At 42.7% G+C, this 22,951-nt stretch carries 19 protein-coding genes; 8 read left to right on the top strand and 11 right to left on the bottom strand.

The window, feature by feature from the left end:
- The first annotated feature begins 23 nt into the window (after positions 1 to 23).
- Positions 24 to 1,385, top strand: a complete 1,362-nt coding sequence (locus M1L62_RS05475) for a PhoPQ-activated pathogenicity-related family protein (RefSeq protein WP_254411996.1) — start codon at positions 24 to 26, stop codon at positions 1,383 to 1,385.
- Positions 1,386 to 1,464: 79 nt separating this feature from the next.
- The gene (locus tag M1L62_RS05470; RefSeq protein WP_254411995.1) at positions 1,465 to 3,246 is read left to right on the top strand and encodes a purple acid phosphatase family protein; all 1,782 of its coding nucleotides are present in this window, start codon (positions 1,465 to 1,467) and stop codon (positions 3,244 to 3,246) included.
- Positions 3,247 to 3,393: 147 nt separating this feature from the next.
- Here M1L62_RS05470 and M1L62_RS05465 read toward each other — a convergent pair whose 3' ends face one another.
- From M1L62_RS05465 to M1L62_RS05445, 5 genes are all read right to left on the bottom strand, one after another.
- Entirely contained in the window at positions 3,394 to 3,864 is a 471-nt protein-coding gene (locus M1L62_RS05465; RefSeq protein WP_254411994.1) for an SRPBCC family protein, read from the bottom strand.
- 28 nt (positions 3,865 to 3,892) lie between these two features.
- On the bottom strand, positions 3,893 to 4,387 hold the full coding sequence (locus M1L62_RS05460; RefSeq protein WP_254411993.1) for an SRPBCC family protein: 495 nt from the start codon (positions 4,385 to 4,387) through the stop codon (positions 3,893 to 3,895).
- 193 nt (positions 4,388 to 4,580) lie between these two features.
- Positions 4,581 to 5,279 carry a DUF8737 domain-containing protein gene (locus M1L62_RS05455; protein WP_254411992.1) on the bottom strand — a complete coding sequence of 233 codons (699 nt, stop codon included), beginning with the start codon at positions 5,277 to 5,279 and terminating at the stop codon, positions 4,581 to 4,583.
- A gap of 79 nt (positions 5,280 to 5,358) precedes the next feature.
- Positions 5,359 to 6,642 carry a hypothetical protein gene (locus tag M1L62_RS05450; RefSeq protein ID WP_254411991.1) on the bottom strand — a complete coding sequence of 428 codons (1,284 nt, stop codon included), beginning with the start codon at positions 6,640 to 6,642 and terminating at the stop codon, positions 5,359 to 5,361.
- Positions 6,643 to 6,756: 114 nt separating this feature from the next.
- Positions 6,757 to 7,563, bottom strand: a complete 807-nt coding sequence (locus M1L62_RS05445) for an energy transducer TonB family protein (RefSeq protein ID WP_254411990.1) — start codon at positions 7,561 to 7,563, stop codon at positions 6,757 to 6,759.
- 128 nt (positions 7,564 to 7,691) lie between these two features.
- Between M1L62_RS05445 and M1L62_RS05440 the strand changes: the two genes are divergently transcribed.
- Positions 7,692 to 8,918 carry a DegT/DnrJ/EryC1/StrS family aminotransferase gene (locus M1L62_RS05440; protein ID WP_254411989.1) on the top strand — a complete coding sequence of 409 codons (1,227 nt, stop codon included), beginning with the start codon at positions 7,692 to 7,694 and terminating at the stop codon, positions 8,916 to 8,918.
- Here the strand turns inward: M1L62_RS05440 and M1L62_RS05435 are convergent.
- Positions 8,899 to 9,321 (bottom strand): hypothetical protein, encoded by a 423-nt coding sequence (locus tag M1L62_RS05435; protein ID WP_254411988.1) that lies wholly within the window; start codon positions 9,319 to 9,321, stop codon positions 8,899 to 8,901. The two genes, M1L62_RS05440 and M1L62_RS05435, sit on opposite strands and share 20 nt — an antisense overlap.
- A 275-nt stretch (positions 9,322 to 9,596) precedes the next feature.
- Here M1L62_RS05435 and M1L62_RS05430 point away from each other — a divergent pair, with 275 nt between their 5' ends.
- Positions 9,597 to 10,664, top strand: a complete 1,068-nt coding sequence (locus tag M1L62_RS05430) for an efflux RND transporter periplasmic adaptor subunit (RefSeq protein ID WP_254411987.1) — start codon at positions 9,597 to 9,599, stop codon at positions 10,662 to 10,664.
- 51 nt (positions 10,665 to 10,715) lie between these two features.
- A complete protein-coding gene (locus tag M1L62_RS05425) occupies positions 10,716 to 13,829 on the top strand; it encodes an efflux RND transporter permease subunit (RefSeq protein ID WP_254411986.1) in 3,114 nt (1,037 codons plus the stop codon).
- A 15-nt stretch (positions 13,830 to 13,844) separates the two neighbouring features.
- Here the strand turns inward: M1L62_RS05425 and M1L62_RS05420 are convergent, their stop codons facing one another.
- From M1L62_RS05420 to M1L62_RS05405, 4 genes are all read right to left on the bottom strand, one after another.
- Positions 13,845 to 14,945, bottom strand: coding sequence for a fatty acid desaturase family protein (locus tag M1L62_RS05420; RefSeq protein ID WP_254411985.1), 1,101 nt, complete (start codon positions 14,943 to 14,945; stop codon positions 13,845 to 13,847).
- A 230-nt stretch (positions 14,946 to 15,175) separates the two neighbouring features.
- A complete protein-coding gene (gene metK, locus M1L62_RS05415; protein ID WP_254411984.1) occupies positions 15,176 to 16,456 on the bottom strand; it encodes a methionine adenosyltransferase in 1,281 nt (426 codons plus the stop codon).
- 238 nt (positions 16,457 to 16,694) lie between these two features.
- The gene (gene lipA, locus M1L62_RS05410) at positions 16,695 to 17,573 is read right to left on the bottom strand and encodes a lipoyl synthase (protein WP_254411983.1); all 879 of its coding nucleotides are present in this window, start codon (positions 17,571 to 17,573) and stop codon (positions 16,695 to 16,697) included.
- Positions 17,574 to 17,647: 74 nt separating this feature from the next.
- Positions 17,648 to 18,415 (bottom strand): hypothetical protein, encoded by a 768-nt coding sequence (locus M1L62_RS05405; RefSeq protein ID WP_254411982.1) that lies wholly within the window; start codon positions 18,413 to 18,415, stop codon positions 17,648 to 17,650.
- Positions 18,416 to 18,694: 279 nt separating this feature from the next.
- Between M1L62_RS05405 and M1L62_RS05400 the strand changes: the two genes are divergently transcribed.
- On the top strand, positions 18,695 to 19,960 hold the full coding sequence (locus tag M1L62_RS05400) for a 3-deoxy-D-manno-octulosonic acid transferase (RefSeq protein ID WP_254411981.1): 1,266 nt from the start codon (positions 18,695 to 18,697) through the stop codon (positions 19,958 to 19,960).
- A gap of 81 nt (positions 19,961 to 20,041) precedes the next feature.
- Here M1L62_RS05400 and M1L62_RS05395 read toward each other — a convergent pair whose 3' ends face one another.
- Positions 20,042 to 21,265 (bottom strand): ROK family transcriptional regulator, encoded by a 1,224-nt coding sequence (locus tag M1L62_RS05395; protein ID WP_254411980.1) that lies wholly within the window; start codon positions 21,263 to 21,265, stop codon positions 20,042 to 20,044.
- A gap of 291 nt (positions 21,266 to 21,556) precedes the next feature.
- On the opposite strand from M1L62_RS05395, the gene rsgA reads away from it, so the two are divergent.
- Together rsgA and mce are read left to right on the top strand one after the other, a co-directional pair.
- Positions 21,557 to 22,492, top strand: coding sequence for a ribosome small subunit-dependent GTPase A (gene rsgA / locus M1L62_RS05390; RefSeq protein WP_254411979.1), 936 nt, complete (start codon positions 21,557 to 21,559; stop codon positions 22,490 to 22,492).
- A gap of 25 nt (positions 22,493 to 22,517) precedes the next feature.
- A complete protein-coding gene (gene mce / locus M1L62_RS05385) occupies positions 22,518 to 22,919 on the top strand; it encodes a methylmalonyl-CoA epimerase (RefSeq protein WP_254411978.1) in 402 nt (133 codons plus the stop codon).
- The last annotated feature ends 32 nt before the right edge of the window (positions 22,920 to 22,951 follow it).

Below are 22,951 nucleotides of genomic sequence, written 5' to 3'. Positions count from 1 at the left end.
CAATAAACCAAAACCTCTGCACGATGAGCAAAAATATTTTTAAACTGGCTTTTACAGCACTACTGACACAGATTATTTTTATATCCGGTGTACATGCTCAGCAGACCATCACACCGGAAAACGCATTGCAAAGTTATCTTAACAACGGTGACAAATCTCTAAAATGGGAGTTAAAGGAAACTTTCACTCAGGAAGACAATACCTTTTACAGTCTGTTGGTTACCTCGCAAAAATGGCGGGAGTTTACCTGGACGCACCAGTTAACGATCATTGTTCCGAAAGAAAACAAATTTGACGGCGCATTGCTTTTTATCACCGGAGGATCCAACAAAAACGAGTTGCCTAATTGGAGCAGTAAAAAAGACGATAAGTTACTGTTGTCACTCGGCGGTGTTGCCAAGTCGAACAATGCCATTGTAGCCTTGTTGAAACAAACGCCAAACCAGCCCAATTTCGGTGATTTGACGGAAGACGCCCTGATTTCTTATACGTTACACAACTTTAAAAAAGATAAGGATTACAGTTGGCCGCTGCTTTTTCCCATGGTGAAAAGTTCGGTGCGGGCGATGGACGTGGTGCAGGAATTTTCGAAGCAAAAACTAAGTCATGATATCACCAGATTTGTGGTTTCGGGTGCATCCAAGCGGGGTTGGACAACCTGGCTGACGGGTGCAAATGACAAACGCGTAGTAGCGATCGCACCGATGGTGATCGATATTTTGAACATGCCGGTGAGTCTGGATTATCAGATCAAGTCGTGGGGAGATTACAGCATTCAGATCGAAGATTATGTAAAACTGGGGATTCCGCAAAACAGCAATACACCCGATGGTTCCGCGATTACGACGATGATCGATCCGTATTCTTATCGTGACAAACTGACGATGCCGAAACTGATCGTGATGGGAACCAACGACGAGTATTGGGTTGTGGACAACATCAAAAATTATCTCAAGGATATTCCGGGGAACAATATGCTGCACTATGTCCCGAATGCCGGGCATGATCTCGGCGGAGGCAAACAGGCGATGGAGGCGCTGGGTGCATTTTTTGGAAATACATTAACCAGAAGCCCGTATCCCGTTTGTGAATGGAAACAGTCGACAAATAAAAAAGGGGTTAACCTTTCGGTGAAGGCTTCGGCTGATCCGTTGGTGGATGTCATTCTATGGTCGGCGGATTCGAAAGATCAGGATATTCGTGATGATAAATGGACGGGTAAAAGTCTGGGCATAAAGAATAAATCGAAAATTAATGTTAATCAGGAATTTCCGGCCAGTGGTTTTAGGGCATTTTACATTGATTTAAAATACAAGGACGCAAACGGCGGAACCTACACGGAAAGTACCCGCGTTTTTCTGACAAACGACAAGGCTTTGTTATAACGTATTTTGTTGAAACGTAACGGTGGTCAGTAGCCGTTGTTACGTTTTTCATTATTGACCCAAACTCGACTCTATCTCAATGAAATCTTATTTTAGCCTGAAAAACGTACTGTGTTTTTTGCTTTGTGTCACCTCGTTATCCTGCCAAAAACAGAAACCGGTATCGGGTTCTGTAAAAAATGTAGTTGATGATGTAGTAACCAGATTGTATAAAGATCTGAATGAAAAACAGCTGGATACACTTAGTGACCGGTATATTATGACTTTTCTGACCAAAGAAGAAAAGGAGGTATTGGCAACAAAATTCTGGACGTTTGATGTGAACGTGCCGGTTACCGTTTCTCTGATGCGTGATACCGCTCAGCCTGTTGTGCCATTTTGGATAACGGAGAGCGGTTTTAAGAAAACGGCAATGCTTGTGAAAAATGAAGAGTATACTTATGAAGTCTGGCAAAAGGATTTCGATAAAGGAAAAGTTGAGCTCGGTATCAATGGTTTTGACAAACACAGACCGGTTTATTTTATCAGCGTTGGTGCTCAGAAAAAAGGTGATGATGTAAAAGTGACGAATGTGTATCCGTCGGAGTTTCCGCTGATGACCATGAAACAGGGTGCGTTTACCTATCACGACTGGGACGGCCTGATTCTGACGCAGGTTCCTGCTGAACTTTCCGGCCAAGTGCTTTTTACAACAGTTCGTGGACGGGCAAGGGAGGCGCATCTGGTTAGCGCATTCAGAAAAACACAAACTCCTTCTTCCGCTGCTCCGGATCAGGTTTTGCTGACTTTCAGCGGTGATCCCAAAACGACGATGGATGTTCAGTGGCGTACGCAGAGCGCAGTTGAAGAAGGAATTGTCAAATATTGGCAGGAACAAAGCAGCGATACTTTGACGGCAAAAGGTGCCGGATTTAAAATGGAAGACCGTTTATTGCAAAATGACCGTTTTGTCAACCGTTTCACGGCCAGGCTTGATCACTTAAAGCCAGGTACGAACTATTTTTATAAAGTTGGGTCAACATCGGGGAAATGGTCTCCGGTGGCCCATTTCAGAACCGAACCGGCCAATAACGAAGGATTTTCATTTATCTGGTTTGGCGATACGCATAAGTCACAGATTTGGGGCGATATGGCTCAGAAGTCTCTGAAACGCCATCCTGAAATTGCTTTCTATGATATCGCAGGTGATTTGGTCAGCACTGGTCTGAACCGGGACGAATGGGATGAGCTTTGGCAGCATTCAGGTAATGTTTTCAGTTACAAACCATTGATGGCTGTGCCGGGCAATCATGACAGCCAGGATGGACTGGGTGCGGGCATGTATCAGGAAATGTTCAGTTTGCCGGAAAACGGCCCTAAAGGTTTTCCAAAAGAAATGACGTATGCTTTTAATTATCAGGATGCGTTGTTCGTCATGATTGATGCAACACTCTCGGTTCCGGGGCAGACGGCGTGGCTGGAAGAAAAATTACGTACGTCCAGGGCGAAATGGAAATTTGTTTTCTTCCATTTTCCCCCCTACAATTTTGTTGAACCCTACGATGAAATCCGAAAAGAATGGGGGACGCTTTTTGATAAATACCACGTCGACATGGTCATGAGCGGGCATATGCATTATTATTTGCGTACGAAACCGATGAACAACGGTAAGGAAATGGTGTCGGCTGCTCAGGGAACGATATACACGATGTCGATCAGTATTCCGGGAAAACAGGAAGAATGGCTGCCCGAGGACTATGCGGTAAAACGTTACCCGGACGGGCCACTTTATCAGCACATTTCCATGAAAGGAAATACGTTGATTTACAAATGTTATAACCCGGAAGGAGAGGTTAAGGATTCGTTTGAGATTGTGAAGTAGGGGTTAACAGCCCTTACTTTTTTTCTTGCAGTACCAATCGCCATTGGTCAGTTTCTGCAAATAATTAATAGTGTATTTTGTTATGGATATTTGGTCAATAGGTTGATAGATAGTCTATTTTAAGTTATTTTTTAACTTTTAATCATTTTACCCAACTCGAAGCACCTCTTCAAGCCGGTCAAAATTTTCCTGGTTTTTCTCAGCCGCGAAACTTTTGATCTTGTTACACTTTTCAGCTGATTCGAAGATCATCCAGAATATCACTTTTGTTTTTTCAGGCTGTTGCTCAAAATGAACTACGATCTGAAATTGAGGCTCCGAAATATGATTCCAGACCAGTTTTTCATTTTTGACGATGTCAAGAAAAACACACTCATTGGGATAGTGCCCCTTGTCCGGACCATGCATGATGAAGCTCCATTTGCCACCCGGTTGCAGGTCAAACTGGTTAAAAGTATTGGTAAAACCCTTTGGTCCCCACCACCGCGCCAGTTTTTTGGGGTCAGTCCAGGCATCAAAGACTTTTTCAACGGGCGTGTCCAGTACACGAGACGATATAATCTGGCATTCCGGTGCCGCATTGATAATTTCGGTTTCAGGCAAATGATGCTTCGTCATGATTGTAAGTTGTTATGTTGATGGATCATTAACTTAAAATATCTGATTCCAGATGGTTCAGCATTTCGATCCAGCTTGGATATGCGCCGGTCTGTTTGGCCACTTTTTCAGGAGCATTCTGATGTAAGGTAAGTTTTGTTTTTCCGTCAAAATCTTCAAAAGTAACCGTCACAATCGTTTTTAAAGGCCAGTCCACATGTTGGGTTATTAACACATCGTTGCCGAATTCATCCGTATTATCCAGACTGTAAACCAGTTTCGAAGGCGCATCAACTTCAAGATAAACACCTTTTGTCCAGCAATCGTCATAGTTGGGATTTTTGATACAGGAATGAAAAGTTCCACCTTCTCTGACATCGATATGCTTGAATTCAATAGTACAATTTGTAGGTGCATACCATCTTTTAAGCTGCTCGGGATTCGTCCATGCTTTGAATACAAGCTCCCGGGGCGCATTAAAAATGTGTGTGATCAATAAATCCTGATCCGTCTGATCTTTAAGAAGTTCTCTGTTCTGATCCATGATTTTGCTGATTTAGACTATTGTTTGATTAAGCTGTTTCTGTTGGGAATTTACCCGGCCATTCAGGTGATTAACAAGCGATGATCGATAATGCAATCAATTGGTTGCAAATATATGTGCAACCAATTGATTGCGCAAGTGTTTTTAGAAATTTTAATGAAAGAAAATGATGAAGCCTGATTTATAGAAGTTGTTAACGAAGCAGCCGACGGATTGAAACCAGGTGGCCAAACAAAACCGCTGGTACTATAAAGGTAGGCAACCAGCAGAACGGGAAATGAAGGATAGCGATGTTAGGTTGTTCGAAATCAAATTTTTGAAGCGGAGTAGGTACGGAAAAAATACCTGTGAAAACTACATTCAATAGCAAACCGAGACAGATGAAATTCCAGGTCAGGATAAGCTTTTTGTTTGTGTCGGATGCCAGAAGCCAGGCGGCCACAGGCGCGGTGATTCCCGAAATAATGTCAAAATTCTGACCTTCAAACGTCATTGATTTTGGAACGAAATGCTCACGATACAGCCAATACAACACCAGCTCCACGGGAATTCTGACGACATTTAAATACGTGATGCTGGAAAGAGGGAGGCTGTCGATAAACCTTTTTCCGCTCCGGGTGGAAAAGAGCACAATAATGGTGAAAATAGCCGGTGCGACACCAAGTAATAAAATTTTAGGCGGAAAAGCATTTAAATCCGTGTTGTATAAATTGTTAAGCGTTAACATAGCCTGGATGACAAGCCACAATACCAAACCTGCCAATATCAGGGTTGATTTGTTCCTGACAATTTCAGAAGACGATTTTATGATCGTTACATAAAAAAGAAAAAGCGTAACCAACACTGTCAACTGAAAAACAATTGTAATGTACAGAGGCAAGTCCTTGATCATGACTTTGAAACGATATTGATTCTACCTCAATATACGCAATCACGATGACTTTAAGCCTATGATCAGCCATTTTAAGCGTTTAGTTGAATCTGTCATGGGCACCGTTGAGTTCCCCATGGGAGCTTATGGCGATGACGGTCATTAAAGCAATGGCAATCAGGATAAAAAGAAGGTTGACCGCCCAGCGGCTGATATTGAGACCGCGGTTGGTAAAGGATGGCTTGTACCGGCCAATTAAAAAGGCAATGGCTATGAGATTGACGATGTATAAATATTGCTCAATCCTGTAAAGACTGATAACAGCGCAGGTAATCAGCAGGCTGAAAACAATGTAGAATCCAAGGTGGCCAAGGAAAAACCGGTAAACATCCTGATAAACGATCAATGTTTTACTCGTTTTTTGCCTGATGTAGAAATGGTAGAGCCAATAGTAAGTGGTAACAGGAATAAGTATAAAGGAAAGCCACTGGATATTTTTGGTGGTGGCTTCCGCATTGGCGGTGGGGTTGAAACCCTTGATGGTATTGACAATTCTTTCTGTTCCAAAAGACTGATCCCAAACGATGAAGGGGATAATTAGCGTAAGAATCAGAAGCGGCGCGAGAAAATTGTTCCGGTTTGAATTTTCGGCAGTCTCAGGCCATTCCGAGGTAAACGTGCCATATGCCATCCCGATTCCGCCAAAAAATCCAATGCTGTATTCCATGACATTCCAGAAATTGAACTTAATCTCCGAAACGGTACCGAGCACTTGCAGGAAATTGCCAAATGCAAAACCAAAGGCGGCACCCGCTCCTGTAAAAATGGCAAGCCTTAAGGCAGCATAATGCTGATGCCGGATCATGTACCAGAACATGGCGACACTCATGCCAAAACACGCTGCCCAGGCTTCGGAGCGTGGAGGAGTCATGAGCCAGCCCAGTTCCTCAATCAGCAGGTAATAGAAAATCAGTCCGCCGATGGTCATTTCCACAATGAGACGGTGCCAAAGTACGGGTTGATCTTCACGGTCCGAAAGCATCAATCCAAATAAACCTCCTCCAAGCAGACCAAATAATCCGCCAATGACAAACAACATCAAAAGTCCGTAATAGACATTCCCAAAATCAACACCGCGGCCATAACCAACAACGATACCATAACTGATGATGCCGGTAACACCCCAGCCAGCGGCCGATACAAGCGCCAGCTGAAAAACTTTTGCATACCAGTCCTGCCGTTTTGCCAGTAAAACAATACTTAATGCGCCGATACCGCCCGCCCAGGCGGCTCCTTGCTCATGTCCAAATTGTCCGCGGATTGCCCAGGCCGTGCCAAGGGACATACCTGTGACGAGCAGGGTGGGTAGGAGGTGTTTGTTCATGGACCTGGCGGGTTTTCGGAGGAAATAGTTTTGGGTACTTTGGTAAATACCACAAAACGGAAAAAATGGACTATTTTTTCCGTTGGGATAAAACATTGGATCTGGAATAATTTCCTACTTTTTATAACGTTCAAAAAGCTCGCGATTGAACGCAATCGGATAGTTATAGTGTATCCTCTTGAATTGACCTTTCTGATACAGAACACACCACCCGGGAATTGATTTTATCACCCGTATAACTTCCTGATTAAAAATGGAATTTCGGCCTCTGAGGACTTGAACGCTATCAATAAGACCCTCTTCATTCGCGGAAAAACTTACAAAAACTCGACTGCTGTCGGTGTTTACATCGGGTAACGCGTGCCATCGGATATTGGAATAGATGTATTCAAATAATTTTCTTGAATCCCCGCAGTAGATGGACGACCTAGAACGGGAATTGTCATAGGTTTCCACATCAGTAAGGCGTCCAGTTCTGAATTGAAATTTGAATTCTGTTTTATAGACAGTATAGTCATAAACTGAGAAAAGATACTTGTCCTCGGCAAAGTAAAGCCCCGTAACCCAATCAGCCTTGACTCTTCCGTTTATTACTTTGTCGCCGAATATATATTCGAGATCAGATTTTTTTCCTGTTTCCGTAAAGCAGCAGCCATAAATTGCCGTTAAATAAAGTTGATTGTCAATAATGGTCCATTCGGCCTGATAACCTTTCCAGCAGTCTTGTTTCAGACACTCTTTCTTTTCACGATCAATCCGGATCCGGGAAGAGTCTTGCGGAAGATCATCGAGTGGATTTGCCAATAACCTTATTTCTTTCCCTTGAAAAATAAGTTTATCAACCGTTGTTATTGCAGAAGCTACATAACATTGATGAATTGACAGTAATGATAGCAAAAGAATAAATGTAATTCGGTTCATGGCTCAGCTGCAATTCGGTAAAACTAATTAAACATAAAAGAAAATTATATATTAAAAAAGTTTTTTATTCAATAGTCCGATGTTCGCCCATAAAGGTATTAAGCCATAGAACTTCTGAACCATAAACTATGAGCACCCATCTCGCAATAAACGGCGGTCTAAAACAGATTACCAAAACATTTCCCTGGCCCATATTTGATGATCAGGAAGTTCAGGCAGTAGCTGATGTGGTTGCGAGTGGAAAATGGGGAAATCCTGATTGTGGGGATTTGGTGGAAAAATTTGAAAAAGAATTCGCCACTTTTTGTGGCAGTAAATATGCAGTCAGCTGCGTGAATGGCTCGGTGTCGCTTCGGCTGGCTTTAATTGCTTGTGGTGTAAAACCCGGTGATGAAGTCATCGTACCACCTTATACGTTCATCGCGACGGCCTCGGTTGTGATTGAATGTAATTGTGTCCCGGTTTTTGTGGATATTCATCCCGAGACTTATAATCTTGACCACACAAAGCTGGAAGCAGCGATAACTGAGAAAACAAAAGTCATTATTCCGGTACATTTTGGCGGGCTCGCCTGTGACATGGATGCGATAATGGATATTGCAAGGAGGCATCATTTACGCATCATTGAGGACGCTGCGCATGCACATGGCGCTGAATACAAGGGAAAGAAATTGGGTTCTATCGGTGATGCTGGCAGTTTTAGTTTTCAATCGTCGAAAAATCTTACGGCAGGAGAAGGCGGCATGGTAGTCACGGATGATGATGATTTATATGCCATGATGAATTCGCTGCGAAATGTCGGGCGGGTGGAAGGCGGTCAGTGGTATGATCATTATAATCCGGGCTGTAATTATCGAATCACTCAGATGCAGGCGGTTTTACTTTCGAACCAGTTGCAAAGATTGGAAGAACAAACAGCACGTAGAAATGAAAATGGACTTTATCTGAATGAATTGCTGCAAAAAGTGGATGGGATTTCACCGCTGACCAGAGGCGTGGAGATTACGAAACACTGTTATCATATCTATATTTTTAAATATAACGCATCGAAATTCGGCGGTATTCAAAAAGACAGATTCGTAGAGATGCTTGCTGCTGAGGGGGTTCCCTGTTTTAAAGGTTATCCGCACCCGTTGTACAAGCAGCCGCTTTTTCAGAACAAAAATTTTATGTGTTACGCCATTCCTGAAACTGTGGATTACACCCAGGTTTGGTGCCCGGTCGCTGAACAGGCTTGCAGCACCGACGCCGTCTGGATTTTGCAGTATGGGATGTTGGGAGATCGTGCGGATATGGAATGGTTTGTTGAGGCGGTTTTGAAGATTCAGAATGGTGTTAATTCTCATCAATTTTAGTCTCATTGAATTCATACTGGTCATTCTCCAATGCTACGCCCATACTTTTTGCTTTAAACTTTACCGAATTTTTATCCTCATATTGATAGGAGTAAGTGTCTGTTTTTCCGGATATAAAATGTAGTTCATGGAAAACACCATTTTCAACCCACCATTTACCTTTTTCCACAAAACTGTCAACTTCACCATTATCTATGGTGGTGAAAAGAAGTATAAATGTTCCATCATCAAACCGATGCTGAATCCAGTATTTTGTTAAATTTTTTTTCTGGTTGTCTTTTTCAGAACCATGCCAGCTTCCAAGGAGTCTTGTGTCTAATTTATTTTTTTGTATTAGTGTACACTTTGTAAAAGAAAAACAGAATAGTACGGCTAATAATGAACTGGCTAATATTCTTTTCATTGTAACTGTTTGGGGAGAAATTGTCGATCTTGACAAATATGTAAAAAATTTTCATTGAAAGTAACTGCCTGACAAGTTCGACGATTTGGAGTGGTTACTTGTGAAAGTTTCCAAATTAACGTTCTAACAACATCCATTCACAATAATTAACAATCAGGAAAAGTATAAAACCCGCTCGTTGCCGCTTTGTACAATATGAACTATCTTTAAATACGACGTTTAAGGAAATATAATTTATATAGATACAAATTGTACAGAATTTAGTTTTACAGCATATGCGTACAGTAATTTTGATTGGTGCTATTATGATCATTCTCGTTCTGGGAAAAATTTATGTATTTCCTAAATCGGAAAGTGATAAATCAGGCGGAGCGAGTGGAGGCAAGGGGGGCGGGAAGTCGGCAGGCACATCGGCAATTCCTGTGAATGTGTATGTGGTGGGTATGGAAACGGTCGATAACCAGATTTTCGCATCGGGAACAGTTTTGCCAAACGAAGAGGTTAACCTGATGTCTGAAATTTCGGGCCGCTTAGTAAAACTGAATATTCAGGAAGGAGCCTACATTACGAAAGGGCAGCTGATTGCTAAAATTAACGACCGTGAATTAAAAGCGCAGCTCCAAAAAGTGAATTACAATCAGGAACTTGCGCGGAAAATAGAGTTGCGTCAACAGAAACTGCTGAAAGTCGAGGCCATTAATCTGGAAGAATACGATGTGACTTCCAACAATATCCGTGTGCTGGATGCTGAAAAAGAGGTGATCGAGTCACAGCTGGAAAAAACGGAAATCCGTGCCCCGTTCAGCGGCAGAATCGGGTTGAAAAATATTAGTGAAGGAGCATATCTGGCTCCGGGTACGCCCATCGCAACGATTGTGCAGAGCAATCCGATCAAAATTGATTTTACCGTTCCTGAAAAATATGCATCCGATATTCGTGCGGGTGGCCAGCTTACATTTAATCTGGATGGTGATGTGTTCAACTATTCTGCAAAGGTGATCGCGCTGGACCCAAAGGTGGATGAAAGTCTGCGTACGTTACGGATCCGGGCTACTGCGGCAAACCCTGCCGGTAAATTTGTACCGGGAATGTTTGTAAAAGTGAAAGCAAATCTGGCAGCAAATCACAAGGCTGTGATGATCCCGACGGAGGCAATTGTACCGGTGCTGAAAGGCAAGAAGGTTTTTGTTGTGAAAAATGGGAAGGCCGAGGAAGTTATGGTCACAACCGGTTTACGTACAGACAAAAAGATTCAGGTTTTGGATGGGTTACAGCCTGGCGACTCTCTGATTACTTCGGGTATCATGGCTTTAAAACCAAGCTCGGCAGTCAAGGTAAAATAATCAGCATCCGACTTTCCATCGCGGTTACCGCGTAACAAATATCAATTCATTATGAGTATTTCAACGCTCTCGATCAAGCGCCCGGTTTTAGCCATTGTGATGAACCTACTCATCATTTTGTTCGGGTTTCTCGGTTACAAATTTCTCGGAATGAGGGAATTTCCTTCTATCGACCCGCCGGTGGTTTCGATTCGTACCAGTTACACAGGTGCCAATGCGGATATCATCGAATCTCAGATTACGGAACCGCTGGAAAAACAGCTGAACAGCATCGAAGGAATCAAGTCGATTAACTCGACCAGCAGCCAGGGAACGAGCCAGATTACCGTTGAATTTGATATCGGCGTGGATATGGAACGTGCGGCAAACGACGTACGCGATAAAGTGGGTTCAGCATCCCGGACGCTTCCTTTGGATATCGACGGACCGCCGGTAGTGAGTAAGGCCGATGCGAACTCTGAACCTATTATCGTACTTACTTTTCAAAGCAATACCCGGTCGCATTTGGAAGTGAGTGATTATGCGGAAAATGTAATAGCCCAGCGTTTACAAACGATCGAAGGGGTAAGCGAAATCCGCATTTTTGGTCAGAAAAAATATGCCATGCGCATCTGGATGGATCCTGTCAAAATGGCGTCTCTGGGCGTAACAACACAAGATGTCAAATCCGCTTTGGATAAGGAAAATGTGGAATTGCCAAGTGGGAAGCTGGCCGGCGACAATACGGAATTAACGGTTAAAACGGTGGGAAGGTTTAGGACGGAAGATGATTTTAACGAGATGATCGTTAAAAACACCACAACGCAAACCATTCATTTAAAAGATATAGGGCATGCTCTGTTAGGGCCTGAAAATGAAGAGACGATCCTGCGTTTGAATAACGTGCCGATGATCGGTCTGGCGATTTCGCCGATGCCGGGTGCAAATTATATCAATATTTCCGAAGAAGTTAATAAACGTCTGGCCGAGATCAAGAAGGAATTACCGAAGGATTATGAGCTGGATACGCTGATTGACAATACCATTTTTGTAAAGAGATCGATTGAGGAAGTGGGAGAAACGCTTCTGATCGCGATCATTCTGGTGGTTATTATCATTTATCTGTTCTTCCGCGACTGGCTTATCGCTTTCCGGCCTCTGATCGACATTCCGGTTTCTCTGATCGGAACGTTTTTCATTATGTACATCATGGGTTTCTCCATTAACGTACTGACTTTGCTGGCCATTGTTTTGGCGACAGGTTTGGTGGTGGATGACGGGATCGTGGTCACGGAAAATATCTTCAAGAAGATCGAAGAGGGGATGAGCCCCATTGAGGCGGCCATCAAAGGCTCCAATGAAATCATTTTTGCCGTTCTTTCAACATCGATAACACTGGCATCGGTTTTCCTTCCGGTGATATTTATGCAGGGGTTTGTAGGAAAACTGTTCCGGGAATTCGGGATCGTGATTTCGGCTGCGGTACTTGTTTCTGCCTTTGTTTCCCTGACATTGACACCGATGTTAAATGCTTATCTGGTTCGTAAAACACATAAAAAGAGCTGGTTTTATGAAAAAACTGAGCCATTTTTTGTCAATCTGACCAATAGTTATGGAGAAGCTCTGGGGCAGTTTTTGAAGGTACGATGGGTTGCTATCCCGCTTATTTTCCTGACAGTGGGGATGATCTGGTTTTTTGGAAAAGATCTTCAATCGGAACTGGCGCCATTGGATGACCGTAACTGGTTCAGGATTCAGATGACTGCGCCGGAGGGCTCTTCGTTTGAATTTACCGATAAATATGTCCAGAATGTGGGGCAGATGTTAATGGATTCCATGCCTGGAAAGAAGGGAATTATGCTGATCACTTCTCCCGGAAATTCAGGTTTGGGAGCCGCCAATACGGGAAGCGGCAGGATTGCACTTACTGACCGGATGGAAAGAAAGGAATCTCAGCAGCAAATTGCAGATTTTATCACCAAACAGCTGAAACGTTTCCCCGATGCAAAATCATTTGTGGTACAGCAGCAGACGATCGCTGTGGATTCAAGAGGAGGCTTGCCGGTGCAATATGTGATCCAGGCGCCTGACTTTGAGAAATTACGGGAATATCTTCCAGAATTTATGGAAGAAGCTTCCAATGACCCGACTTTTGCGATTACAGACGTTAACCTAAAATTCAGCAAGCCCGAATTGCAGATCATGATCGATCGTGAAAAAGCGAAATCGTTAGGAATATCTGTTCAGGATGTGGCGCAAACGATGCAATTTGCCTTTGCCGGACAGCGTTTCGGGTATTTTACAATGAACGGGCGTCAGTATCAGGTGATTGGGCAGTACGACAGAGTAAACCGGGATGAACCGCTCGACTTGAAAAGTATGTTTGTCAGAAGCTCTAACGGAAACCTTATTCAGCTGGATAATATTGTCAAAACAGTTGAGGAAAGCAGTCCGCCACAACTTTTCCACTTTAACCGCTACATGAGTGCGACGGTTCAGGCTTCATTGGCACCTGGAAAAACCATTGGTGATGGTATTGCAGCGATGGACAAGATTCGGGATAAGCTCAACGATGAAGCGATCCAGACCTCGTTAAGTGGTTCTTCACGCGATTATGCGGAAAGTTCTTCGAATACACTGTTTTCGTTTTTCCTGGCTTTGATCCTGATATACTTTATTCTGGCCGCCCAGTTCGAAAGTTTTATAGATCCGTTCATTATCATGATTACGGTCCCTCTGGCCATTGGCGGAGCGGTATTTTCACTTTGGTATTTTAACCAGACGCTTAATATTTTCAGCCAGATCGGGATGATCATGCTGATTGGACTGGTAACGAAAAATGGTATTCTGATTGTGGAATTTGCCAATCAGTTGAGGGAGACAGGACTGGGAATTAAGGAAGCTGCTCTGGAAGCGGCTACGCTTCGTTTTCGCCCTATCCTGATGACCAGTTTGGCAACGATCCTGGGAGCACTGCCCATTGCGATGGCACTTGGTTCGGCAGGACGCAGCCGTATGTCGATGGGGATTGTGATTATGGGAGGATTACTATTCTCTCTTGTCTTAACACTTTACGTGATTCCGGCTATGTATACTTTCCTGTCGAGGGAAAAGGATCTGGAAAAAATGAAAATGATCGAGAGAATTGCAAGGGAGAGCGAGATCGACGAGCAAGCTCACGTGTAAAATCTTCTTTGGGGTTTAAGCAATTGTCAAAGAAGATTCTGTTCCCATTTTTCGCAGCATCCTTACGTGTGATCCCAATGCATTCATAAAGTCAGATTTTGCATTATAATCCAGACCAAATTCTTTGGCTGTCTGGCTTACAATAGGGGAAAGCGCATGGTAATGGATATGTGAAATGGACGGGAACAAATGGTGCTCAATCTGATAATCCAGTCCACCAATATACCAGGATAAAAATCTGTTTTTACCGGCAAAATTTGATGTTGTCTGTAATTGATGCACAGCCCATGCATTTTCTATACTTCCGGCATTGTCGGGCATTGGCTGGTCGGTTCCTTCCACCACGTGGGCCATCTGGAAAACGGTACTCAAAATCATTCCCGCCGTGCAATGCATGGCCATAAAGCCGATAGCCCATTCTCCGAAAGTAAGTGAGGTAAAGCAAAGTGGTAATACACAGATAAATAAGACATAGGCCAGTTTGCTTACAACAAGGCGTACCAATTCTTTTTTTGGATACGGCTTAGTCATACCCGACTCTGACATTTTATTGAAAAGAGAAATCTCTTTGAAGTCTTTCCACAAAAACGAAATCGTCATTAGGCTATAAAGCAGAAATGCGTAAATGTGCTGGAAACGGTGAATATATTTCTGCTTTTCATGATAAGATAACCGAAGTAGGAATTTTCCGGTAATGTCTTCATCTACTTCGTGCACGTTGGTATATGTGTGATGAAGACGGTTATGCTGAACTTCCCAATTGTATGCGTTGCCTCCCAAAAGATATATCGAGCCACCGAAGATTTTATTCAGAATATTGGACTTTGCCAAAGAACCATGAATCGCATCATGCATGACCGACATTCCGACTCCCGCAACGCCCACGCCCATAATAACCGAAAGGCCGAGCATGGTCAGATCAGAGAAAAAGCCCGAAAGGATTAGAACATAAGGAATAATATACAGGCTTAACATGAACAAAGCCTTGTAGATAATTTTTGAGCCTCCGGTTTTACACAGATCATTTTCAGAAAAATAGAGATCAACTCTTTGTCTTAGCGTGGGAAAGAAAGTGGATTTTTCTTTGTTCGTGAATTTGATTTTCTGATACTGCATAAAAGGCCTGACGATGAGGTCATAAGGAGGAATAATTTTTATTCGACTCCATAACAACGAATTAGAGGGTTGATTATTAGTCAAAAGTACTCATTAATTACCCATTCCAGAGAATTATTCTAAATAATGCCTGAAATTCATAATAAAATAATGTTGAATATTGGAAATAGGGCAAAAAATTAGGCCGGCTAATGGGCCGGCCTAATTTCAATTTATATAACTATTATAATTTAAAGAGCGAAAGCCTCTTTAATCTTATCTACGTAGTCAAGTTTTTCCCATGTGAAAAGCTCAACTTCAACTTCTTTTTCTTTTCCGTCAGCGCTCTTGAATGATTTCTTAACGATCTCATTTTTACGACCCATATGTCCATACGCAGCAGTTTCAGAATAGATCGGATTACGCAGTTTCAGACGTTGTTCGATCGCATAAGGACGCAAGTCAAAAATCTGCTCAATTTTAGAAGCAATTTCTCCGTCATGCCCCGCAACTTTGGAAGTGCCGTAAGTATTGATGTACAAACCGCAAGGCTGTGCAACACCAATCGCATAAGATACCTGAACAAGAACTTCGTCACACAAACCGGCAGCTACCATGTTTTTAGCGATATGACGTGTTGCATATGCCGCAGAGCGGTCAACTTTGGAAGGATCTTTTCCTGAGAATGCACCACCACCGTGAGCACCTTTTCCACCGTAGGTATCTACAATAATTTTACGACCTGTAAGACCAGTGTCTCCGTGAGGGCCACCAATTACAAATTTACCCGTTGGGTTGATATGGAAAGTAATATCTCCTGAAAACAATTGCTGCAATGACTCGGTCAGTTTTGCTTTAACGCGAGGAATTACGATGTTGATGATATCTTCTTTAATTTTCGCAAGCATGGTCGCTTCTGAATCGAAATCGTCATGCTGTGTAGAAACTACGATCGTATCGATACGCAATGGAACGTTCTCGTCGCTGTATTCAATCGTCACCTGAGACTTGGCATCAGGACGAAGGTACTGGATAAGATTTGGCTCGTTGTTACGGATGTATGACATCTCCTGAAGGATCTTATGAGCAAGATCAAGTGCAAGAGGCATGTAGTTATCAGTTTCGCGGGTAGCGTAACCGAACATCATTCCCTGGTCACCGGCGCCCTGAGCGTTTGCTTTTTCTTCAAAAGTTTCGCTGGCTACTGCGCGGTCAACGCCCTGGTTGATATCAGCACTCTGATCATGGATCGCTGATAAAATACCACAAGAATTAGCTTCAAACATATACTCGCTTTTTGTATAACCGATTTTACGGATTACTTCACGAGTGATTTTCTGTACATCCAGATAGGTATTTGTTTTCACCTCTCCTGCCAATACTACTTGACCTGTTGTAACCAATGTTTCACAGGCTACTTTGCTGTTGGTATCCCAAGCTAAAAAATTGTCAATAAGGGCATCTGAAATCTGGTCAGCTACTTTGTCGGGATGTCCTTCAGATACGGACTCCGAGGTAAATAGATATGGCATAGTATGTACTAAGTTTTATGTACTGTTTTAATTTATGCTGATTAATAAGAGACTATCTTTAGATTAACAAAATTGAATTTTTTTAAGACATTAACCAAATAATCAGCAGGGAAAAATAAATAAGATCTACGTATTCTGAGAATATGGAAAAGATTCTATGGTGTTGGTGACAAATAATTAAGCCTGACCCGGTTTCATCCGGATCAGGCTTAATATAAAATTATGGACTTTCTGAAAATCAGATCGGTACATTGACGTGGCGTTCAGCATGGTAGCTGGAACGAACCAACGGTCCTGATTCTACATATTTCAGACCGCGTTTCAATCCTTCTTCTCTGTAATTATCAAACATTTCGGGAGTAATCCACTCGATTACTTCGTGGTGCATTTTGGTTGGCTGAAGGTATTGGCCAAGTGTCAGGATATCGAGTCCATTGGCAACAAGGTCATCCATCGCTTTGTATACTTCGTCCTGCGTTTCGCCCAGCCCCAGCATAATGCCGGATTTGGTACGTTGCCCGAATTCTTTTGTCCTCCTGATCTGTTCCAGACTTCTCTCGTATTTAGCCTGAGGACGCACTGCACGGTAAAGACGTTCAACCGTTTCCATGTTGTGTGAAACAACTTCCTGTCCTGCTTCGATCATATGAATCAATGCATCCCAGTTATTTTTAACATCAGGAATTAGCGTTTCAATCGTTGTTTCTGGCGTATTTTCTTTCACCTGGCGTACAGTCTGATACCAGATTTCTGCACCACGGTCTTTCAATTCGTCGCGGTTTACCGAAGTAATCACTGCATGTTTAACCTGCATGAGTTTGATCGCCTCTGCAACACGACGTGGTTCATCGGCGTCATATTCATTCGGGCGTCCCGTAGCGACGGCACAGAAACTGCAACTGCGCGTACAAACATTCCCTAATATCATAAAAGTCGCCGTACCGGCACCCCAGCATTCACCCATGTTCGGGCAGCTTCCACTTTCACAAATTGTATGTAATTTATAGTTATCAACTAACTGGCGAACCTTGCGAAATTCTGGTCCTGCCGGAAGTTTTACTCTTAACCAGTCCGGACGTTTTTTACGTTCGGAAGGTATAACTGGAAGTTCAATCATGATTTTCTAATCAAAGTCAATAATCACCGTCGGATTTTCATCACCGGATGGAAATACTATATAAATTTAACGACTTATTTCTTGCTGCCAAAATAAAGTGTGATGAAGCCCGAGGGATAGAAGCTGCGATTGTCTGCATAACCCATGATTTCAATTTTTCGTGTAAAGGCTTCTGCGAGAAAACCGACTTCGACACCGGTAACGTTATCTCTGAAGGCACTTAATTCAAAACTCAAAGCAGTTTTGATGTGTAAGCCCGGAACAACCTTACTCTGACCAAAACCTGAGAAAAAGCTTCCCACACCCACAAAACCCTCGTAAGGATCTGTCGCTGAATTTGGATCAATACGAACAGGAGCGTTAATGACTTTTCCGCCAGTCAGTTGCTTTTGTATCATGTATGGTTTTTCAAAACCTATTGAAGGGCCTGCCGCAACGATTGCGCTGATTGAGATTCCTTCGTCTTCGTGACGGTTAAACAGCGTTATTTCCCGGCCATATTCCGGGCGAAGTACAAAAAGATAGTTTTGCTTCCCAAAAACGAAGCGGGCACCGGTATTAAAACTTTGCGCAAGTTCCTTTGGATGCCTCACATTGACCAGCTCAACCGCCAGATAACGGTATTGATTTTTTCCGAAAAGTGTTCCTGAAACTGCGTTGGACTTACGAAATACAACACCTCCTAAAATACCCGAATTGGTGTTTGTTGTTAAACCAACGGACGTAAATGACTTGTAAACGTCCTCTTTGTCATCACTGTTTTTCGTCCGGCGTTGGGCGAAGATATCCGTGGAGAAGACAACCAGAATACAGATCGAAAGTAAAAGTTTTACACGAATCATATTTACACGAATATATCTCTTTGTGACCTTTTTATAAAAGCGAATAAGAAGTGAAATTACGAAATATTCGTATATCAGATCCCATCCCGACTTCACTTTAACGGTTTTTTGTACATTTATGCTCTTTAAACAAAAAAAGAATCAACAATGCCTGCAATTCACATCATTTCCCGGCGATAATCTGCTATTGTTTTAACGAAAATATACGTTTAAAATTGGGTATTTGATGCACGGTGGGTGTTATAATTATAAGTCTAAAATTTTAATAATCCTATCATTTTGTCCGAATTTTTGTACCAATTGGCGATGTATGCCTTTTCCGGGGTTATGCGTTTGGCTGCCATGTTTATTCCCAAGGTAAAACTCGGTGTGGCGGGCCGTGAAGGCCTGCTTGAAAAGCTGGAAAGAGAATTGCCTGACCTGATCAATAACCGTCCTGTGGCCTGGTTTCATGCGGCATCTCTGGGTGAGTTTGAGCAGGGACGACCTGTGATGGAGCAGTTTAAAAAGGATTATCCCGGTTATTTTATCCTGCTGACTTTTTTTTCACCGTCAGGATATGAGGTCAGGAAGAATTACAACGGAGCCGATTTTATATGTTATCTACCGCTCGACACTGCTGCGAATGCCAAAAGGTTCGTTGCTGTTTTTAGACCCAAAATTACTTTTTTTATCAAGTATGAATTTTGGTACAATTATCTCTCCGAACTGAAACGGAGTGGATCTTACATTTTTTCTTTTTCGACCATTTTCCGTCCCGGACAAATATTTTTCAAACCCTACGGTGGTTTTTACAGAAAGATGCTTGCCTTTTTTGACCACTTGTTTGTCCAGAATGAGGTATCGCTGAATCTGATGCGTGAAATTGGAATTTCAAAATGTTCACTTGCCGGCGATACCCGTTTCGACCGCGTCAGGACGATCGCCGCAGGGATTAAGAATCTTCCCGAAATTGCTGCTTTCAAACAGGATAAACCCTGCCTGGTTGCGGGTTCGGTATGGGAGGCTGACATGCAGGTGCTTATTCCTGCGCTGAATCTCGCGGGTTCATCGCTGCGGGCCATCATAGCACCGCATGAAATAGATCCAGGGCATATGGAGAGTTGGCGAAAGTCGCTGAGCGGAAAAACAATGCTTTATTCAGAATATAAAAAGGTTTATGATCAGCATACCGGAATCGCTGAATTTGATTATCTGATCATTGATAATATCGGTATGTTGTCTTCCTTGTACAGTTACGGCGATATTGCCTACATTGGCGGTGCTTTCGGGTCAGGTTTACACAACATCCTCGAAGCGGCGACTTTCGGTGTGCCTATTCTTTTTGGGAACAAAAAATACCAGAAATTTCAAGAGGCTGTCGATCTTATTGCGGAAGGCAGCGCAAAGGCAATAACGGGTACTGATGAAGCGACGCAATATTTATCGCAATGGGTGGGGAATTCAGAGTTAAGAGAGAAACTTGGAGTGATCTCCGAAAGTTATGTTGCGTCCCGCACAGGAGCAACCGACATGGTCATGCAGGGAGTTAGAAAGCTTTTTTGAAGCATTACAGATACCATTAAGCCGTTTATGCAGGGTTTCAATCCTTCATAAACGGCTCAGTATTTTTTATTTTTATATTGATCAGGTAAATTCCTTAACGATCAAATGCTCAAACAAATGTGCCTGTGTGCCAAGTAATCTTGCTTTCGGGCCTAATTTTGAGATGTGCAGAGAAAGCGTATTCTTGAAATCGGAGAGACAATATTTATTGATAGCCTGCTCAATCGGGTTTGAAATAAACGGACCGGCTTCGGCCAACAATCCACCGACAATAATAACTTCGGGATTGAAAAGATGAACGGCGGTAGCCAGCCCTTTACCCAGTTCAGTTCCTACCGTACTCAATAAGTCGATGGAGAATTCATCACCCGCGTGAACCGCTTCAATGATATGACTGGTGTCCAGCAAATCCAGATCATGATTAACGAGCTGTGAAAGAATTGTAGCACGTCCGTTCGTTATGCCTTCCTTAGCCTGACGAATTAACGCCATCGCCGAGGTGGTGGTATCCAGACAGCCGATTTTTCCGCAATGGCAAAGTAAGCCATCAGGTTTTACCTGAATATGGCCCAGTTCCCCGGCAAATCCGGAAGCACCGTTGAAAACTTCTCCATTTAGCAAAATCCCCAAACCAACGCCCCAGTCTATATTGATCGTTAAAACCTGGGACTTATTGATCGCATACCCGAAACGGTGCTCACCGATGGTTGTTGCTTTTGTATCATTGCAAAGACAAACCGGAAGCTGAAAATGCTTCTTTAAATAAGAAACCAGTGGAATGCCGGGAGGTGTCAGATTCAGATAGGTAAGATTTACACCTTGTGTTGCATTAATCAAACCTGGCATCGAAACGCCAATCCCCCACAACTTGTCGCGTGGGATATCATGGAATTTCAGGAAATTGTCAGTTTCTTTAAATAACTCTTCAAGAAAAGTTGCCGAATCATCCAGCCTGATGTCTACCTTGCGTTTCACGATAATCTGATTGTGCAAGTCGAAAATAACCAGATGTGTATCATGGCGATTGATATCCATGATCAGCGTTAGATATTTTTTGCTGTTCAATCCGTATAACACAGGCGGACGACCTGCCCGGGCAGGTCCTGTACCGGTTTCGGTGATCCAGCCTTCACGGATAAGCTCGTTCACGATACCCGTTGCAGAAGGTATGCTGGCATGGAACAAGCGGGCCATTTTATTAATGGAGGTATCTCCGGATTGGTATAATTCTAATAAAAGATTACTCCGAAGACGGTTTTTTCTAATGTCAATAACGGAATTTGGCTCTTCAACAGCGGAACTCATAGCTTAATTTAATCATGTGACAATAATGGTCAAAACCGTTATTGGCCAATAAAAATGATAGTCAGGGACTAATATATAAAATAATATATTAAAAATGTGTTTTTTATTAAAAAAAATTAATATATTATTTTCAAACCCTTTCCTGTATACCCATATAGTAAGTAAAGACGACATCGACAAAAAAACTACTTAATCGGAAAGTCTCTTTTTACAATTATTTCAATATCGCATCAAACAAGCCTAAAAGTTCTGTTATATTCGTTATTACATAATGATATTGAAACAGTTCGAATGGAGTTTGAAAAAGGATTAGTGATTCGCTCGACCGGGTCGTGGTATGAAGTAAGGGATGACAGGGACGGGCATATCTGGCAATGCAGGTTGAAGGGAAAGTTCAAAACGATGGGTTTGAAAGTGACAAATCCGATCGCAGTGGGGGATTTTGTGCGTTTTGAAATAGAAGATGAAAATGAAAATTCAGGTATTATATACGAGATTCTTCCGAGAGTAAATTATGTTGTGCGGCGTTCGGTCCATAAAACGGCACATGCACATCTTATTGCCGCCAATGTTGATCAGGCTATTCTTATCGCAACGCTGGTATTTCCACGTACTTCATTGGGTTTTATTGACAGGTTTCTGGTTGCTATCGAATCGTTCAGAATCCCTGGTGTTATTATTTTTAACAAACAGGATTTGTTGAATGATGAAATTAAAGAGTTTCAGACTCAATTAATGGATTTGTATACGAGTCTGGGATATACCTGTATTGCAACAACGGCCGTAACGGGAGAAGGACTTGAAGATTTTAGCCAGCTTTTGAAAGGGAAAGTCTCATTGTTATCCGGGCATTCGGGTGTTGGCAAATCTACGCTGGTTAATACAATCGCTCCAACTTTGGATATTAAAACGCAGGAAGTGTCAACGTTCGCAAACAAAGGCGTGCATACGACAACTTTTGCAGAGATGTTTGAGCTGGCACCGGAAACTTTTATCATCGATTCACCCGGGATCAAAGAACTTGGTTTGGCGGATATCAAACCTGAGGAGATCAGCCATTATTTTCCTGAAATGCGTGAGCTATTGAATCAATGTCGGTTCAATAATTGTCAGCATATCAACGAACCGGGTTGTGCAGTAAAGGACGCCGTGAGCGGTGGCGAAATTGCTTTCAGCCGGTACGAGAGTTATTTGAGCATGGTGGGCGGAAGCGATAACCGGAAATAGATTTAACGTTTAACCAGCACTGGAAATGAAAAACGTCGAACATATCGGAATTGCAGTAAAAGATATGGAAGCTGCGGAAAAGCTGTTCAGTTCGTTATTCAACAGTCAGCCCTACAAGCGGGAGACGATTCCGTCTGAGTTTGTCGAAACTTCTTTTTTTAAGGTCAATCAGACCAAAATAGAGCTTCTGGAAGCCACAAGTCCTGACAGTGCCATTGCCAGATTTATCGAGAAAAAGGGAGAAGGCTTTCATCATGTCGCCTTTGAAGTTGAAGATATCCTGGCAGAAATGGAACGCCTGAAAGCAGAAGGTTTTGTACTTTTAAATGACATCCCTAAAAACGGGGCAGATAACAAGCTCGTATGTTTTTTGCATCCGAAAGGGACCAATGGGATGCTGATCGAGCTTTGTCAGGAAATCCGATAGCAGGATTTTATTACCAGTCCTGCTATCGGATT

The organism is Dyadobacter diqingensis (genome assembly GCF_024220585.1).
In the GTDB taxonomy this organism is placed as follows: Bacteria; Bacteroidota; Bacteroidia; order Cytophagales; family Spirosomataceae; genus Dyadobacter; species Dyadobacter diqingensis.
The sequence above is the reverse complement of the archived record's forward strand: the minus strand, read 5'-3'. Positions and strand labels throughout refer to the sequence as shown.